17 protein-coding genes and 1 pseudogene are annotated in these 16,703 nt (G+C 45.7%); all 18 read left to right on the top strand.

What is annotated here, in order from left to right:
- The first annotated feature begins 3 nt into the window (after nucleotides 1-3).
- Complete coding sequence (gene fliM, locus J9B83_RS06995) at nucleotides 4-978, top strand: flagellar motor switch protein FliM (RefSeq protein ID WP_211536026.1); 975 nt, start codon at nucleotides 4-6, stop codon at nucleotides 976-978.
- Between the two features lies 1 nt (nucleotide 979).
- Nucleotides 980-1,444, top strand: a complete 465-nt coding sequence (gene fliN, locus J9B83_RS06990) for a flagellar motor switch protein FliN (RefSeq protein ID WP_236037164.1) — start codon at nucleotides 980-982, stop codon at nucleotides 1,442-1,444.
- A gap of 4 nt (nucleotides 1,445-1,448) precedes the next feature.
- On the top strand, nucleotides 1,449-1,901 hold the full coding sequence (fliO, locus tag J9B83_RS06985; protein WP_236037163.1) for a flagellar biosynthetic protein FliO: 453 nt from the start codon (nucleotides 1,449-1,451) through the stop codon (nucleotides 1,899-1,901).
- Entirely contained in the window at nucleotides 1,898-2,635 is a 738-nt protein-coding gene (fliP, locus tag J9B83_RS06980; protein WP_211536025.1) for a flagellar type III secretion system pore protein FliP, read from the top strand. The genes fliO and fliP overlap by 4 nt, the downstream gene beginning before the upstream one ends.
- A gap of 2 nt (nucleotides 2,636-2,637) precedes the next feature.
- The gene (gene fliQ, locus J9B83_RS06975) at nucleotides 2,638-2,907 is read left to right on the top strand and encodes a flagellar biosynthesis protein FliQ (protein WP_211536024.1); all 270 of its coding nucleotides are present in this window, start codon (nucleotides 2,638-2,640) and stop codon (nucleotides 2,905-2,907) included.
- Nucleotides 2,907-3,689, top strand: coding sequence for a flagellar biosynthetic protein FliR (gene fliR / locus J9B83_RS06970; RefSeq protein WP_211536023.1), 783 nt, complete (start codon nucleotides 2,907-2,909; stop codon nucleotides 3,687-3,689). The genes fliQ and fliR overlap by 1 nt, the downstream gene beginning before the upstream one ends.
- Nucleotides 3,682-4,821 (top strand): flagellar biosynthesis protein FlhB, encoded by a 1,140-nt coding sequence (flhB, locus tag J9B83_RS06965; RefSeq protein ID WP_211536022.1) that lies wholly within the window; start codon nucleotides 3,682-3,684, stop codon nucleotides 4,819-4,821. Before fliR ends, flhB begins: the two co-directional genes overlap by 8 nt.
- 37 nt (nucleotides 4,822-4,858) lie before the next feature.
- A complete protein-coding gene (gene flhA / locus J9B83_RS06960) occupies nucleotides 4,859-6,976 on the top strand; it encodes a flagellar biosynthesis protein FlhA (protein WP_211536021.1) in 2,118 nt (705 codons plus the stop codon).
- A 101-nt stretch (nucleotides 6,977-7,077) separates the two neighbouring features.
- Nucleotides 7,078-8,388, top strand: a complete 1,311-nt coding sequence (flhF, locus tag J9B83_RS06955; protein WP_211536020.1) for a flagellar biosynthesis protein FlhF — start codon at nucleotides 7,078-7,080, stop codon at nucleotides 8,386-8,388.
- A gap of 96 nt (nucleotides 8,389-8,484) precedes the next feature.
- Nucleotides 8,485-9,222: an RNA polymerase sigma factor FliA gene (locus tag J9B83_RS06950; protein ID WP_211536019.1), complete on the top strand. Its 738-nt coding sequence runs from the start codon at nucleotides 8,485-8,487 to the stop codon at nucleotides 9,220-9,222.
- Nucleotides 9,223-9,276: 54 nt separating this feature from the next.
- Nucleotides 9,277-9,657: a chemotaxis response regulator CheY gene (locus J9B83_RS06945; RefSeq protein ID WP_456238173.1), complete on the top strand. Its 381-nt coding sequence runs from the start codon at nucleotides 9,277-9,279 to the stop codon at nucleotides 9,655-9,657.
- A gap of 9 nt (nucleotides 9,658-9,666) precedes the next feature.
- A complete protein-coding gene (locus tag J9B83_RS06940) occupies nucleotides 9,667-10,455 on the top strand; it encodes a protein phosphatase CheZ (protein WP_211536017.1) in 789 nt (262 codons plus the stop codon).
- Nucleotides 10,456-10,467: 12 nt separating this feature from the next.
- The gene (locus J9B83_RS06935; protein WP_211536016.1) at nucleotides 10,468-12,786 is read left to right on the top strand and encodes a chemotaxis protein CheA; all 2,319 of its coding nucleotides are present in this window, start codon (nucleotides 10,468-10,470) and stop codon (nucleotides 12,784-12,786) included.
- A gap of 26 nt (nucleotides 12,787-12,812) precedes the next feature.
- On the top strand, nucleotides 12,813-13,877 hold the full coding sequence (locus J9B83_RS06930; protein WP_211536015.1) for a protein-glutamate methylesterase/protein-glutamine glutaminase: 1,065 nt from the start codon (nucleotides 12,813-12,815) through the stop codon (nucleotides 13,875-13,877).
- Nucleotides 13,877-14,614 (top strand): flagellar motor protein, encoded by a 738-nt coding sequence (locus tag J9B83_RS06925; protein WP_211536014.1) that lies wholly within the window; start codon nucleotides 13,877-13,879, stop codon nucleotides 14,612-14,614. Before J9B83_RS06930 ends, J9B83_RS06925 begins: the two co-directional genes overlap by 1 nt.
- Nucleotides 14,615-14,648: 34 nt before the next feature.
- Nucleotides 14,649-15,425, top strand: a complete 777-nt coding sequence (locus J9B83_RS06920) for an OmpA family protein (protein WP_236037162.1) — start codon at nucleotides 14,649-14,651, stop codon at nucleotides 15,423-15,425.
- 69 nt (nucleotides 15,426-15,494) lie between these two features.
- On the top strand, nucleotides 15,495-16,271 hold the full coding sequence (locus J9B83_RS06915; RefSeq protein ID WP_211536012.1) for a ParA family protein: 777 nt from the start codon (nucleotides 15,495-15,497) through the stop codon (nucleotides 16,269-16,271).
- A 6-nt stretch (nucleotides 16,272-16,277) separates the two neighbouring features.
- Nucleotides 16,278-16,703: pseudogene (locus J9B83_RS15740) on the top strand (chemotaxis protein CheW); the annotation flags it as partial.

Here is a 16,703-nt window from a genome sequence, read left to right as displayed (position 1 = left end):
TCTATGTCTGCGCAAGATCTCTTATCCCAAGATGAAATCGATGCTCTTTTACACGGTGCTGATGACAAGGCCGATGAAGAAGAAAGTCGAGACGAGAATGGTGTCGCCTCCTACGACATCACCAGCCAAGAGCGAATTGTTCGTGGGCGCATGCCCACTCTGGAAATGATCAACGAACGTTTTGCTCGTTACACCCGCATCAGTTTATTTAACATGCTCAGACGTACCGCCGATGTTTCATCCGGTGGTTTGCAAGTAATGAAGTTCGGCGAGTATGTTCACACGCTTTATGTTCCAACCAGTTTGAATTTGGTTAAATTTCGTCCCCTTAGAAGTACGGCGTTGTTTATCCTAGATGCAAAGTTGGTATTCAAACTGGTAGACAACTTTTTTGGTGGTGATGGTCGACATGCTAAAATTGAAGGCCGAGAATTCACCCCCACCGAAATTAGAATTGTCCAATTGATGCTCGAACAAGTGTTCATCGATTTAACAGAGGCGTGGGCGCCTGTGTTGAAACTTGAGCTTGAGTATTTGAGCTCCGAAGTAAACCCTGCGATGGCGAACATTGTTAGCCCCAGTGAAGTGGTGGTGGTTTCTACCTTTCATATAGAGTTAGACGGCGGCGGTGGCGAACTGCATATTACTTTGCCTTATTCGATGATCGAGCCGGTTCGAGAACTGCTAGATGCGGGGGTGCAAAGTGATGTTGATGAAAAAGATGACCGTTGGGGTAAGTCACTCCAGCAAGATGTCCAGGATATAGATGTCAACTTGTCGGTAAATGTAGCGAATAGAAAGATTTCTTTGCGTGAAGTGCTGCAGTTTAAAACAGGCGATATTATTCCAATCGAAATGCCTGAGTTTGTCACGGTGAGAGCAAACGGTGTCCCTACATTTAAAGGGAAGTTAGGCGTGAGTAACGAGCGTTATTCAGTGCAAATGCAAGAACATTTTAAAACGAAGGTAACTAAGTAACATGGCGGAAGAACAAAATCCTGATCAAGAAGGTATGGACGAAGGCTTAGCAGACGAGTGGGCCGCGGCCATGTCTGAAGCTGGTGAGACAGGCGAGACCGGAGATGGTATAGAAGACGAATGGGCTGCTGCCATGTCTGAACAAAAAGTTGAGCCGGTAAAATTGGAAAACTTATCAGGCCCTTCTGTCCCCAGCGGTGGTTTAGGTTCTGACCTTGATTTGATCATGGACATTCCCGTTGTACTGTCGATGGAATTAGGTAATACGGAAATCGCCATTCGTAATCTGATGCAACTGACGCAGGGTTCTGTGGTGGAGCTAGATCGCTTTGCTGGTGAGCCGCTGGATGTATTGGTTAACGGTACCTTGATTGCTCATGGCGAAGTGGTTGTGGTTAACGATAAATATGGCATTCGGTTAACGGATGTAGTCAGCCCCAGTGAACGGATTAAACGGTTAAAGTAGCCTTTTGAATGTCTTTCTGTGTAAACGTTTGGTATTAGCTGCGCTTGTTATGATGGCGGCGACGTCTGTGTACGCCATCGGCAGTCAAGCGCCTGATGCGCAGGGCGTGTCTTTGGCGTCGTCAATCTGGAAGGTCATTGCCTCCTTGGTGTTTATCATCGCCTTTATACCGGCTTGCCTTTGGGTGATGAAGCGCTTCCAGTTGACTCAAATGAAGTTAGGCCAATCCGCCATTAAAGTGGTGCATGTTCAGTCTTTGGGCGCTAAAGAGAAACTGATGCTGGTGGAAGTGGAAGGGGAGCGCCTCTTGATCGGTGTGACAGCGCAAACCATAACGCACTTAAAAAGCCTGCCGAACAAGTCCGCCTCGTTTGCCGATGTGATGGACGATGTTGGTCGAGACCAAAACCTAAATCGAGCCAGCGACCAGCCCTCGCCAGTAAAGGATGTGAAGTGATTCGCTTTCTTTTTTTCCTAGTATTACTGTCTCCGGTTAGTGGGTGGGCAGAAGTTGGGTTGCCCGCGGTGAAGGTTATTACCAATGCGGACGGCAGCCAAGATTACAGTGTGTCGTTGCAAATCCTTTTCATTATGACGGCCTTGACGCTCTTGCCAGCGGCCTTGATGATGATGACGGCTTTTACGCGCATTATTGTTGTGTTGGCCATTTTGCGCCAAGCGATTGGTTTGCAGCAAACACCCTCCAACCAAATAATGATTGGTATGGCTCTATTTTTAACCTTGTTCATCATGACACCGACGCTCGACAAGGTGAACGAAGTGGCGTTACAACCCTATTTAAAAGAAGAAATGACCTCAGTGCAGGCGGTCGAAGCGGCGTCTGTTCCCATAAAAGATTTTATGTTGGCACAAACTCGAGAAGATGATATTGCGCTTTTTGTCAAATTGGCAGGCAAAGAAGGAACGATTGAATCGATGGAAACCTTGCCTTTTACCATCTTGATGCCTGCCTATGTCACCAGTGAGTTAAAAACAGCGTTTCAAATTGGTTTTATGATTTTTATTCCGTTTTTGATTGTGGATATGGTGGTCGCCAGTGTCTTGATGGCCATGGGTATGATGATGCTATCTCCGGTGATTATTTCCTTACCCTTTAAGATTATGTTGTTTGTGATGGTAGATGGCTGGGCGATGATTATGTCCACACTTGCTGCCAGTTTTGGGATTTAACGATGAATCCTCAGGTGGTGTTAGATCTCTATGGCCAAGGCTTTTACCTCATTGTATTGATTGTTGGTGTGGTGATGGTGCCAAGCTTAGTGGTTGGTTTAATCGTGAGTGTGTTCCAAGCCGCCACACAAATAAACGAACAAACCCTATCGTTTCTACCTAGGCTAATTGTCACCATCTTGGTAATCATGCAGCTGGGGCCTTGGATTTTGACAAAATTGGTCGACTTCACTACCAATTTGTTCATTGATATCCCCATGATAATCGGCTGATGTTAGAACTCTATCCCGATCAGTTGCTCAATTTAACCATCAGCTTTCTCCTGCCTTTTTTTCGTATTGGCGCCTTTTTTATGGCGTTGCCTTTGTTTGGAAGCCAGCTGGTTAACACCAGAGTGCGCATTGCCTTTTCGTTTGTTGTGGCGGTGATTATCACTCCCGTGATAGAAGTGCCGAGCTATGATCCTGTGTCGCCCGCCTACATTATTTTAATCGCCGAGCAGTTGATTATTGGCTTTGTGCTGGGTTTTGTGATTACCATCTTGTTTCAGCTTTTTTCTTTGGCCGGTCAGTTGGCGGCTATGAAAGCGGGTTTGGGATTTGCTATGTCGAATGATCCGGCAAACGGCATTTCCGTGGCGACCTTAGGGCAATATTATTTGTCCATGGTGGCCTTGGCGTTTCTGGGAACCAATGGCCACTTGGTGGTGATTGAGTATATGGCGGAGAGTTTTGATTATTGGCCTATTGGCAGTGGTTTCGACAGCGACCGTTACTGGCAGCTGGTGCTGCTCGGTGGCTGGATGTTTGAAAAAGCCTTGTTGATCGTCTTGCCATTGGCGATTGCGGTCTTGGTGATCAACTTGTCTTTTGGTGTGGTAGCAAAAGCCTCGCCACAATTAAACGTATTCGCCTTAGGTTTTCCGGTTATTATGTTATTTTCTCTGTTTTTCTTTTGGATTATGCTGGAAGATTTTCTCACGATTTACCGGCTGTTCTTTGAAGAAATTATGGACTGGATGAGCACCACATGGGGGATCCGATTACATGGCTGAAAACGAAGACGGTAGCGAAAAAACCGAAAGCGCCAGTAGTAAGAAACTCGAAGATGCGCGTAACAAAGGCAATTTACCCCGCTCAAAGGACTTGAGTTCGGCCTTATTGTTGATCGTTGCAGCTGTGACCATCTATGGTACAGGCACCTTATTGGTACGAGATTTAGCGGCCTTATTCAATTTCAATTTCTTAATTGAAAGGGACGACCTGTTTAGCTTTAATCGCATGGTTTTTCATCTTTATGAGTCTGTCGTGGCGATGATGGACTCTATGATTTTGCTAATGTCGGTTCTGGCTGTGGCTGGGATTGTCGGTAGTATTGCGTTGGGCGGTTTGAATTTTTCTTGGGAACCATTGGCTCCTAAGTTGAGCAAAATGAGTCCGATTGCGGGGCTAAAACGGATGTTTTCTGTGCAGTCGCTGGTGGAGCTTTTAAAATCCATCGCTAAAGTGAGTTTGGTTGGCGTGATTGCGGTCTTGGTGGTGAATTATTTCTTGCCGGAAACCTTAGGGTTAACTTTCCAGAGTATTCAGCTGGCCATTGCCCATGGCATTGATATTGTTATTTGGTCGTTTGTCTTTGTAACTCTAGCCTTGGCTTTAATTGCTGCTATCGATGTTCCCTTTCAGGTATGGTCGCACAAAGAAAAATTAAAAATGACCAAACAGGAAGTAAAAGACGAATTCAAGCAGCAAGAGGGTGACCCCTTGGTGCGTGGCCGTATTCGACAAATGCAACGGCAAGCTGCAATGAGCCGCATGATGTCCGATGTGCCGAATGCTGATGTGATCATTACGAACCCAACACACTTTTCAGTGGCGTTAAAATACGATCAAACGGGCGGTTCTGCGCCAGTTCTTTTGGCAAAAGGTGGGGACTTTATCGCCCTGAAAATTCGGGAAGTCGGCAATCACTACGATGTCCCTGTGATACAATCGCCCGCTTTGGCGCGGGCGGTATATCACCATACTGAGATTGGCGATGAAATTCCCCAAGGGCTCTTTAAGGTCGTGGCTCAACTGTTGGCCTATGTGTATCAGTTGCGTAATGCACGCACGGGAGCGCCAAGACCCGAAGGCATGCCCAATTTGGATGTGCCCGATGAGTTTCAATGGGACGGTAGTGAATAAATGATGGGCAGTGTGTTAATGCTTTTAGGAACAATGTGTGAATTTTGATCGCGGTCGGCTTGTCGGACAAGCGAGAGGGGTTTTTAGTGGAAATCTAGGTATTCCTATTTTGTTATTGTCGCTGTTGGCGATGATGATCTTGCCTATTCCTGCCTTTTTGTTGGACGTTCTGTTTACCTTTAATATTGCTTTGGCCATTGTCGTTTTACTTGTTGCCATTTATTCCATGCGGCCTTTGGATTTTGCCGTTTTCCCTACCGTTCTATTAGTTTCTACCTTGATGCGATTAGCCTTGAACGTGGCATCGACGCGAGTGGTGTTGTTAAACGGTCACGAAGGTGGTGATGCGGCTGGTAAAGTAATTCAAGCATTTGGTGAAGTTGTTATCGGCGGCAATTATGTGGTCGGTTTTGTGGTATTCGCGATTTTAATGATCATCAACTTTGCCGTCGTCACAAAGGGTGCTGGTCGTATTTCTGAAGTGAGTGCGCGTTTTACTTTGGATGCAATGCCGGGCAAGCAGATGGCAATCGATGCCGACCTTAACGCTGGCATGATTGATGCTGATCAAGCCAAAACTCGTCGAACCGAAATTGCCTCTGAAGCAGAATTTTATGGTTCCATGGATGGTGCCTCTAAGTTTGTAAAAGGGGACGCCATTGCGGGCTTGCTCATATTGGGCATTAATATTATTGGTGGTTTGGCCATTGGTATGGCTCAGCACGATTTGTCTTTTACCGAAGCGATAGAGCGTTATTCTTTGTTAACCATTGGGGACGGTCTGGTTGCTCAGTTGCCTTCTTTGATGTTGTCTACTGCAGCGGCCATCATGGTGACTCGCGTGAACGAGTCCGGCGATATGGGCTCGCAAGTTATGGGGCAAATGTTTGGTTCTCCCAAAGCCTTGTATGTGGCGGCAGGCGTGATGACCGTTATGGGAATAGTGCCTGGCATGCCGCACTTTTCCTTTCTGTCTCTTGCTATGGCCTTAGGTGGTTTGGCGTATTTCATGGAGTACAGGAAGAAACAAAAGCCCAAACCTAAGCCTGCTAGTGCAAATAAATCCAATTCAGAAGGCAGTCCCCCAGCGGAGATGAAAGACCTTAGTTGGGACGATGTGGCACCCGTTGATATGTTAGGGCTAGAAGTAGGGTACCGATTGATTCCTCTAGTAGACAAGACACAAGGGGGCGAATTATTAGCACGGATAAAAGGGGTGCGTCGGAAGTTGTCCCAAGACCTTGGCTTTTTGGTGCCTAGCGTTCATATCCGTGACAACTTAGATCTAATGCCCAACGCCTATCGCGTCACTTTAATGGGAGTGAGTCTCGCCGAGGCGGAAGTTCACCCAGACAAAGATCTGGCCATCGATCCAGGTCAGGTATTTGGCACCATCGATGGCATTCCCGGTAAAGACCCTTCATTTGGTCTGGATGCGGTTTGGGTTGATCCCAAAAAGCGCGATCAAGCACAGACATTTGGCTATACAGTAGTGGACGTGAGTACCGTGGTGGCCACGCATATTAACCAGATTATGCACAAACACGCCTACGAGTTAATCGGCCATGATGAAGTTCAACAATTGCTGAGCTTGTTGAAACAATACAATCCCAAATTGGCTGAAGAATTGGTGCCCAACACGGTGCCATTGAGTGTGTTGTTGAAGGTATTGCAGAATCTACTGATCGAAGGTGTGCCACTTCGCGACATGCGTACCATCGCAGAAGCCATCATGGGGGTTCAGCCGAAAACCCAAGATCCTATGATTCTAACGGCGGCAGTGCGAACTTCTTTGTCGCGTCTGATTATCCAGACTTTGGCCGATGGGGTGGAAGAAATCCCTGTGCTGACTTTAGAGCCGCAGCTTGAAAAAATGCTCATGCAGACTGTTCAACAAAGTCAGCAGTCAGGCATTAAAAATGAAGAAGCCTTGATATTAGAACCACAAATGGCAGAACAATTGCAAACCTCTTTGCGTCAATCGGCTGAGCAACAAGAAGCCATGGGAAATACGCCAATCTTGATAGTCTCTGCACCGATTCGCCCTATGTTGGCGCGTTTTATGCGTTACGGTATGGTGAACATGTCTGTACTCTCTTATCAGGAAGTGCCCGACCATAAGCGTATTACCGTTGTGGGTGTAATTGGACAATAGCTCCGCTGTCTGGGGCTTGATTTTTGTGTCTATATTTATTCAGGTCTTTCGGGTAAGCTATGGATTTGTAAGAAAAATACACTGGAAGGATTGATCTATTCATGCAAATTAGGCGGTTTCGAGCAGCTGACATGCGCCAAGCGATACGGAAAGTCCGTGACGCTGTGGGCCCTGATGCTGTTATCTTGTCAAACCAGAGACTGCCCACAGGTGAGATAGAAATCGTCGCAGCGTTAGATTATGACGGCTCTTTACCTTCCAGTATGACGCCCAAACCTGCTGCCCCACCGCGCCCAGAACCAAGTACTGATCCCAGTGCGGATTACCTCAATCGTATCGAAAGAGCCAAACAGCAAGCGCCCGCACCAAAAGCCCCGAATACGGCACAAACTGCACCGGTAGAAAAAACCACAAATCGGTATTTTGATATGCCACCCTTGTCTCAAGATCAATCTGATCCAGCGGTTGAAGAGGCCTTGTCGGTTCGCAATACGGAAAGCACAAAGCAACTCCAAGATATGGAGCGAGAGCTCAAAAGCGTGCGTGCTTTATTAGAGCAGCGCGAAAAAATGGAACGCCAGCAAACCGAGAGCCGTTCTGGGGCAAAAGAGAATCAAGTTGAAGTTAAAATTCGCGAAAAATTAACGTCTTTAGGCTTGTCTGAGTTTGTTGTTTCGCGCCTAATTGATGACATAGATTTAAAGGGTCGCGAAGACGACTGGAATCGTCTGCTTGCTCATCTAGCGGACTATATTCCCGTTAGATCCAGTGCCGCTGAATTAAAAGGTTGCGTCGCTTTTATGGGGCCAACCGGGGTGGGAAAAACCACCACTATAGGTAAAATCGCGGCACAATATGTTTTAAAACATGGTGCGAGTGGTGTGGTGTTGATCACCACGGATACCTACCGTATCGCCGCCCATGAGCAACTTCGTGCTTTCGGTCGAATTTTAAATGTGCCTGTCGAAGTGGTGAATGAATACTCAGATTTAAATGAAGTGTTGGCTAAATACGCCCATTATTCTCTGGTGCTGGTTGATACAGCAGGGATGAATCCACGAGATTCCAATCTAGAAAGACAACTGCTAATGATGAAACGCGCCAGAGCCAGTTTGAAAAAGCTGCTGGTTTTGCCTTGTACAAGTCAAAGACAGGTGCTCAAAACTGTAATCGACGTATATTCTCAGGTGCAGTTAGATGGCTGTGTTCTCAGCAAATTAGATGAGTCGGCTTCTTTAGGGGAAGCGATTAGCGTGGTTATCGAAGAAGGTTTGCCAGTGGTTTACATCGCCGATGGTCAACGAATTCCCGATGATATCGAACCCGCTCGGGCACATAATTTAATCAGTAGAGCTGTGTATACTGCAGATCATTACAGTCAGCTTTATGGATCTTTAAAGTACGGTAGTTAGTAAAAATATGTTATTACTAACAGCGTTGCGTTGAACTATGTAGTACAGTAAAGCAGCGCAACTAATTTGAATGGCAAAGGTTGCTTATAGTATTTTATGCTGACCAAAAACGGATATAACACATACTCAAAAAAAGCCACGCTGTCGGTTGATGCGATCGTTGAGCAATATGGGTATTTGGTAAAGAAAATTGCTTATCACTTGTTAGCGCGTTTACCAGACAGCGTTGAGGTAGACGATTTGATTCAAGCTGGCATGATGGGATTGATTGAAGCTTATAAGCGCTTTGAGTCCTCCAAAGGCGCTAGCTTTGAAACCTATGCTGGAATTCGCATTCGTGGTTCCATTATGGACGAAGTACGCAAGTCTGACTGGGCACCACGATCGGTACGACGCAATGGTCGAGCTGTGGCCAATTCAATCAAAGAATTAGAAGCTAAACTCGGTCGAGAAGTTGCCGATATGGAAGTCGCTGAGCATATGAACATCAGCATGACCGAGTACCATGAAATGATACATTCATCCATGTCTACTCAGTTGTTCAGTTACGAAGAAATGCTGGATTCTGATTCCAGTACTTTAGATAGTACTCATTCTGAAATAGATAACACGCCTTACTCGTTAGTTGAAGAGGTAGGGTTTCAGGGACAGCTAGCAGAAGAAATTGGTAATTTACCAGAGCGAGAAAAGTTGGTTTTGTCTCTTTATTATAATGAAGAGCTTAACTTAAAAGAAATTGGTGCTGTTTTAGGTGTCAGTGAATCGAGAGTGAGTCAAATACATAGTCAAGCGGCTATGAGACTCAGAGCTCGACTAAGTGATTGGCGAGATTAATTATGAGTTGTGAAATATTACCTTTAGGGTGTGGAGGTTGCGTTGGATAAAAACATGAAGATCCTAATTGTTGATGACTTCTCGACAATGAGACGAATCATTAAAAATTTACTGCGGGATTTAGGATTTACCAATACAGTCGAAGCAGATGATGGAACAACCGCATTGCCCATTCTCAAAGGGGGAACGATCGATTTTCTGGTAACAGATTGGAATATGCCGGGAATGACAGGTATTGAGTTGCTGCGAGCAGTACGTTCTGACGAAAAGTTAAAAAGTACCCCTGTTCTTATGGTAACGGCGGAAGCGAAGCGTGACCAAATCATTGCTGCGGCGCAAGCTGGCGTAAATGGCTACGTGGTTAAACCGTTTACTGCGGTTGCGCTTAAAGAGAAGATTGAGAAAATCTTTGAACGAATAGACGCTGCAAAATAGGGAATTTCAATGTCAAACAAACTGGAGTCTGGGCTAGTGGATTTTGAAAAGCTAGTGAAAGATGGCGCTGTAGAGCTTTTGAATTACATTGAGGTCGGTGATTTCAGTGGTGCGATAAAGAAAATTCAAGAGTTAAGCGAAGCTCGTCACAATAGTTTTTATAACGAAGTTGGGTTCTTAACTCGAAGCCTGCATGATGCTATTCGAGATTTTCAGGTTGGCTCAGTGGATTTGGTCGTCGGTGAAGAAGGCAGTGATACGGCCAACAAGATCACTGATGCGTCGGATCGGCTGGATTATGTTATTGAAATGACCAGTGCTGCAGCAAATAAAACCATGGACATGGTAGACAGCAGTGTCCCCGTCGCAAGTGAATTGCAGAGCCAAGCTCGAGACTTACGCAAAGACTGGACACGCCTAATTCAACGAGATTTAACACCACAAGAATTCCGTGAATTGTACAAACGCATTGACGTCTTTTTATCCTACGCAGACGAAAGTGCGACCACCTTGCATTCAAACCTCAACACAATTCTTCTAGAGCAGGGTTATCAAGACCTAACCGGTCAAGTTATCGCTAGAGTGAATGATTTAATTCGAGATGTAGAAGAAAAGCTTGTGCATCTTGTTGCTGTTGCTGGACGCGTTGATAGTATTTCTGGGATTGAACACCTAGAAAATGAGTCTGAGCACGATGACACTCGTGGGCACGGCCCGGCTATTAATAAACAAAAAACCCCTGAAGTACTGAATAGTCAAGACGAAGTAGACGACTTGCTATCAAGTCTTGGTTTCTAGAAGGAGCTGAGGATGAGTTTCGAGGTCGATGAAGAAATTCTACAAGATTTTTTGGTAGAAGCTGGAGAAATTCTCGAGCAGCTTTCCGAACAGTTAGTAGATTTAGAGCAAAACCCTGATGATAAGCCTTTGCTTAATGCGATCTTTCGTGGATTTCATACTGTCAAAGGGGGCGCGGGTTTTTTACAGCTGACGCCGCTTGTTAATTGCTGTCATTATGCTGAAAACGTTTTTGATATTTTGAGAAATGGCCAACGTCAGATTGACTCTGACCTGATGGACATTGTGTTGCAAGCGCTAGATGCCGTGAACGAAATGTTTGATGCTGTTCGTGCCGGTGGTGAACCAGAGCCTGCGTCACCTGAACTTATCTCTGCATTGAGTGTATATGCTACTGCACCAACAGCCGAAGAGCTTGCCAAGGCAAATCAGTCGGATGCTGACGAGATTGAAGAAGACACAATAGAAGACACAGAAGTTGAGGAAGACGAACCTGCTGAGGAGCCAATATCTCAGGCCGGTAGTTCTTCTGAAGAATCTGTTGATATTTCTGACGATGAGTTTGAATCTTTGTTAGATGCTTTAGGTGGTGTTTCATCGGATATGGATGATAACAAAACCGAGAGTGAGAAAACGTCGAAAACATCCGAACCAGCCGCAAAAACTGATGATGAAATCACTGAAGATGAATTTGATGCTCTTTTGAATCAACTTCATGGCAGTGGTGCGCCAGGTATTGATGACGCTAAGAGCGAATCGACACAAGCGGATGCGGTTGAGTCTGATGAAATCACAGAAGATGAGTTTGAAGCCTTACTTGATAAATTGCACGGTGAAAAGAAGGCGCCAAATTCAAAGGATGACGCTACTGAAAAAGATACTTCGTCGGACAGTACTTCGGCTGGGATTCCAGCTGGGGGCGAATCAGATCTGATAACAGAAGATGAATTTGAGTCTCTGTTGGACAGTCTACAAAGCAAAGAGAAAGCTGAGAAAGAAAAGGCTGCCGAAAAACCCAAAGCTGAGCAGGCGAAAGCGAAACCAGAACCGGTTAAGCCCAAGCCGGAGCCAAAAGCGGCACCTAAGCCCAAAGTAGCCCCTAAAGCGGATAAGGCTTCTTCTGCAGAGCCAGTGAAAGAAAAAGTCACGCACGCCCCAGTGACGCAAGAAGCGACGGTGCGTGTTGACACAAAACGTCTCGACGACATTATGAACATGGTTGGCGAGTTGGTGTTGGTTCGAAATCGATTGGTTCGTTTAGGCTTACAAAGCGAAGACGAATCGATGGGTAAAGCGGTTTCAAATTTAGATGTTGTCACCGGCGACTTGCAAAATGCCGTGATGAAAACACGAATGCAGCCGATCAAGAAAGTATTCGGTAAATTCCCTCGCGTAGTACGAGATTTGGCTCGAAACCTCAAGAAAGAAGTCAATCTAGAGCTTCGTGGGGAAGAAACAGATTTAGATAAAAACCTAGTAGAAGCCCTTGCGGATCCGCTTGTCCACTTGGTGAGAAACTCGGTCGATCATGGTGTTGAAGCACCAGATGTGCGAGAAGCAAAAGGCAAACCACGAGTCGGTCATGTGGTGCTATCTGCCGAACAAGAAGGTGATCATATCTTACTGTCCATCGAAGACGATGGTGCAGGTATGGACCCGGATGTGTTGCGTAGAAAAGCAGTGGAAAAAGGTATCATGGACATGGACGCAGCTGAGCGTCTGTCTGATGAAGAAGCCTTTAACATGATCTTTGCTCCAGGTTTTTCTACTAAGGTAGAGATCACCGATGTGTCTGGACGTGGCGTGGGGATGGACGTTGTTAAAACGAAAATTTCACAGCTAAACGGCACATTGCAGATTAAATCTGTATTGGGGCAAGGCTCGCGATTTATTATTAAGGTGCCATTAACGCTCGCTATTATGCCGACCTTGATGGTGACCTTATCCGATCAAGCGTTTGCGTTTCCTTTAGTCAGTGTGAATGAGATATTCCACTTAAACTTAAAGAAAACCAATGTCGTTGATGGTCAGCAGGTTGTGGTGATCCGCGGTAAGACATTGCCTATATTCCATCTTAAGAGCTGGCTGATTAAAGAACGCCATAAGGGCGATTTACCGACTGAGGCACACGTTGTTGTGGTGCAAGTTGGTATGACGGAAGTTGGCTTTGTTGTTGATCAACTTGTTGGTCAAGAAGAAGTAGTGATCAAGCCTCTCGGTAAAATGCTACAAGGTACGGCAGGTATGGCAGGAGCCACTATTACCGGAGATGGGCGTATTGCTTTGATCCTTGATGTGCCTAGTATGCTGAAATGCTATGCATCTAGGTAATAGGTTTTTCATTTTGGGGATGTGATATGCCTATTAAGGTTCTTGTTGTAGATGATTCGGGTTTTTTTCGCCGTCGTCTGGTAGAAATATTTGAGAGTGACGCACGATTGACTGTTGTTGGTACTGCCAACAACGGTCGAGAAGCGATCGATAAGGTTCAATCGTTATCACCGGATGTGGTGACGATGGATTATGAAATGCCTGTTTTGGATGGTATTGCTGCTGTGAGTAATATCATGAAGCTGAAGCCAACACCTGTGCTGATGTTTTCATCTTTGACCCATGAAGGGGCGAAGATTACTTTAGACGCACTAGAAGCGGGTGCAGTGGATTTTATGCCGAAGAATTTCGAAGACATTTCTCGTGATTCTGAAATGGTGAAACGTGCCTTAATCGAACGTGTGTTGCTGGTGTCAAGAACGCGCTTTTCGGGTAATAGGCAATACCTTGAAGCGCCACCACCACGAGAAGCTCCCAAACCTATCGTCACAGAACGGGGTGTTATTATTCCTCGTTCTCGAAAAAGAGTGAGTTTGGTGGCGATCGGTACGTCAACTGGCGGTCCAATGGCTTTACAAAGCGTCTTGACTAAATTGCCAAAAAGTTTTGCTGCACCATTGGTTGTTGTTCAGCATATGCCAGCGGCATTTACCGGTGCATTTGCGGAGCGGCTCAATAATATTTGTCAAATTACAGTCAAAGAAGCTCAAGACGGTGATCGTCTACAACCAGGTGTGGCACTTCTTGCCCCCGGTGGCAAGCAAATGATGATTGACTCTCGTAACGGAGGTTGCGTACGCATTCTTGAGGGTGACGAAAGACTGAATTACAAACCTTCTGTCGACGTGACTTTTGGCTCCGCGTCTAAATGCTACCCAGGTAAAGTGTTAGCGGTTGTAATGACAGGAATGGGTTTTGATGGGCGAGATGGTTCACGCATGCTGAAGAGTTCAGGGTCACGAGTTTGGATTCAAAGCGAAGAGTCTTGTGTGATCTACGGTATGCCGATGGCGGTTGAAAAAGCCAATTTAGCCGATGACGTTATTCATTTAGATCATATCGGTGAGCGCATCGCACGTGAGGTTAGTTAGTGGATTTTGTTACCTTAGCAGGACTTATCATTGCGTTTAGCTCGGTATTTCTAGCAAACTGGTTAGGAGGAGGGGAGGTTGTCCTTCTTCTTAACTTGCCCTCTGCGATCATTGTTATTGTTGGTAGTATCGGCGCTACCCTAATTCAAAGCAGCATTCACGAATCCTTGCGAGCCTTCGCGTTAGTCAAATGGAGCCTTTTCCCTCCTGTTTACGATTTCAATTCCGCTCGTTCTTCCCTTAATAATCTTGCTCATAAAGCCCGTAAGTTATCTATATTGGCGCTAGAATCGGATATCGAAGTATTGGGCAGCTCGTTTTCTAGCCGCGCTTTGCAAATGGCGATTGATGGCGCAGAACCAGAATTACTGTCTGATCGATTGCACGATGATGCTATGAGGCTTTACGACAGACGAATGAAGAGTGTGTCTTTTTTAGAATCCATTGGTGGCTACGCTCCGACATTAGGCATTATGGGTTCTGTCTTAGGTCTGATTCAAGCGATGGCCAATTTAGATAGCCCAGAAGCTCTAGGCCACGGTATAGCGGTAGCGTTTGTGTCTACTCTGTACGGACAGGGTTTTGCTAATCTAGTAGTTTTTCCTATCGTGAAAAAGTTAACAGGTTATATCGAAAAAGAGCTGTTGTATCATCAGTTATTGATCGACGGTATTTGTGGGATTGCGGTGGGCAAGCATCCATATCGACTAGAACTTGAGCTCAATACCTATGAGTGAAACAACCCCAAGGCCGCCTCGGCGTCGAAGATCGATGAAGAAAACATCGTCTTCTGACACGCAAGGGCGAGATCGTTGGATTTTATCTTATGCTGACTTCATTACTCTACTGTTTGCTTTTTTTGTCGCCTTGTATTCCTTATCATTAAAAAATGCTGGTGATGAAGTGCGCTTAAAAGAAAGTCTTGATGGTGTTTTTGATGCAGTACAAAAATCTGTCAAGCCCATCAATATAGGTGAGCCTGTTGTTGGTGAGCCAAAAGAAATTGAAGTGATTGAGGCAACAGCCACGCCAGATGCAATTCCTGCTACTGAAGAGGGTCGCTCGTCCGCGATATTTTCAATATTAAGTCAGCTAGTAGAAAGTCAGTTTACAGGTTTACGAGCCACCGGAGACATTGCCGTATCCGAGTCAGCCGATTGGGTAAGCCTTGAGCTAAAGTCTGGGCTATTATTTGGTCAAGGTGAATACGATTTGACCAATGAAGCGGTTGCCTTGTTGATGGTGGTGGCTAATATATTAAAAAGCTATCCATCGGTTATCTTAGTTGAGGGTAATACTGATGATTTACCTGTGGTGTCCAATCGACTGGTGTCTAATTGGCACTTATCAAGTTTGCGTTCCGCGTCTGTAGTAGATGAACTGGTTTACCGTGGTGTTGACCCAAAAATGATTGCACCAATCGGGTTTTCAAGTGAACACCCCAAAGTCAGAAACAACAACGAGGATGCTCGTCAGCAAAATCGACGGGTGGTTTTACGTATCAGCAAGCGTGACGCCGATAATGTGCATGATTACTTGTTTCAGTAACCCATTACTGTATAAGATGGCAAGAAATTAACAAGCACAACAACAGTATAGAATATCAGGGGAGTCGGAGTGCACATTTGGGCAGTGGCGAATCAAAAAGGTGGCGTTGGTAAAACGACCACAGTCGTTTCCTTAGCAGGGTTATTAGCCGATTCTGGTAAGCGAGTCCTTATGATCGACCTAGATCCACATGGCTCTTTGACCAGTTACTTTCGTTTCGACCCTGATTCGATTGAAAAAAGCAGTTACAACCTGTTCCAGACCTCTGGCAAAATTCCAGACACTTTACCTGCTTCTTTGATTCTTGAAACAGGTCATCCTAATTTATCTCTACTGCCTTCTTCTACGGCACTGGCGACCTTAGAACGTCACGCTCAAGCGCAAGGCGGCATGGGGTTAGTTATTTCTAAAACCTTGGCAATTTTGTGGGACGATTACGACTATGTATTGATCGACAGCCCACCGGTATTGGGCGTGTTAATGATCAATGCCTTGGCGGCGTGTCAGCAGCTAGTGATTCCAGTACAAACTGAGTTTTTGGCCATTAAAGGCTTAGAGCGAATGGTAAGAACCCTTACCATGATCAATCGTGCCAGAAAACGCCCTGTGCCTTTTTTGATTGTACCTACTTTATTTGATCGACGTACTCAAGCGTCCAATAAGAGTCTGCGGACACTCAAAGATACCTATGATGAACTGGTTTGGCACTCTGTCATTCCAGTTGACACCAAGCTGAGAGACGCCAGCACAGCGGGCATTGCGCCTTCTGCTTTAGACAGCAGTGCGAGAGGCATTAAGGCTTATGCCAGTTTAATGGAGTCTTTGATGACGCCAGCGGTACAATAAATTTTTATGAAAGAGATAAAGAACAAAGAACCCGCGTTGATCAAACCCCAGATAGCGCTCCAGCAATACCTTGATGATTTGCTGCAAGAAGCCACGTCTGAGCCGATCCTGAAAGAACACGAAATCGAGCAGGACCAAGAGAGCGTTGTTTCTCAAGAATGCACTGATTCTAAAGCAGAGAGCCTTGAGCCTGAGTTTATTGAGTCAGAAACCAGTGAATCAGAAGATAACGAACCGGATAAGCTGCAAGAAAAAGCGCCAAGCGAAGAGACATTAAACGAAGAAGAATTACAATCACTGGACGCTTCTTTTAAAAACTTTGAAAATGCCATAGCAGAGCACAATATTCAGCCAGAGCCAGAGCCAGAGCCAGAGCCAGAGCCAGAGCCAGAGCCAGAGCCAGAGCCAGAGCCAGAGCCAGAGCCAGAGCCA

Origin of the sequence: Marinomonas vulgaris, from assembly GCF_018145875.1 — a bacterium.
Lineage (GTDB): Bacteria > Pseudomonadota > Gammaproteobacteria > Pseudomonadales > Marinomonadaceae > Marinomonas > Marinomonas vulgaris.
This window is presented reverse-complemented; position numbering and strand designations above follow the sequence as displayed.

Excerpts from the sequence above, each read along its gene's own strand:
- fliM (WP_211536026.1), top strand. The coding sequence starts at position 4 with ATGTCTGCGCAAGATCTCTTATCCCAAGATGAAATCGATGCTCTTTTA.
- fliN (WP_236037164.1), top strand. The coding sequence starts at position 980 with ATGGCGGAAGAACAAAATCCTGATCAAGAAGGTATGGACGAAGGCTTA.
- fliQ (WP_211536024.1), top strand. The coding sequence starts at position 2,638 with ATGAATCCTCAGGTGGTGTTAGATCTCTATGGCCAAGGCTTTTACCTC.
- fliR (WP_211536023.1), top strand. The coding sequence starts at position 2,907 with ATGTTAGAACTCTATCCCGATCAGTTGCTCAATTTAACCATCAGCTTT.
- flhB (WP_211536022.1), top strand. The coding sequence starts at position 3,682 with ATGGCTGAAAACGAAGACGGTAGCGAAAAAACCGAAAGCGCCAGTAGT.
- flhF (WP_211536020.1), top strand. The coding sequence starts at position 7,078 with ATGCAAATTAGGCGGTTTCGAGCAGCTGACATGCGCCAAGCGATACGG.
- J9B83_RS06950 (WP_211536019.1), top strand. The coding sequence starts at position 8,485 with ATGCTGACCAAAAACGGATATAACACATACTCAAAAAAAGCCACGCTG.
- J9B83_RS06945 (WP_456238173.1), top strand. The coding sequence starts at position 9,277 with ATGAAGATCCTAATTGTTGATGACTTCTCGACAATGAGACGAATCATT.
- J9B83_RS06940 (WP_211536017.1), top strand. The coding sequence starts at position 9,667 with ATGTCAAACAAACTGGAGTCTGGGCTAGTGGATTTTGAAAAGCTAGTG.
- J9B83_RS06935 (WP_211536016.1), top strand. The coding sequence starts at position 10,468 with ATGAGTTTCGAGGTCGATGAAGAAATTCTACAAGATTTTTTGGTAGAA.
- J9B83_RS06930 (WP_211536015.1), top strand. The coding sequence starts at position 12,813 with ATGCCTATTAAGGTTCTTGTTGTAGATGATTCGGGTTTTTTTCGCCGT.
- J9B83_RS06920 (WP_236037162.1), top strand. The coding sequence starts at position 14,649 with ATGAAGAAAACATCGTCTTCTGACACGCAAGGGCGAGATCGTTGGATT.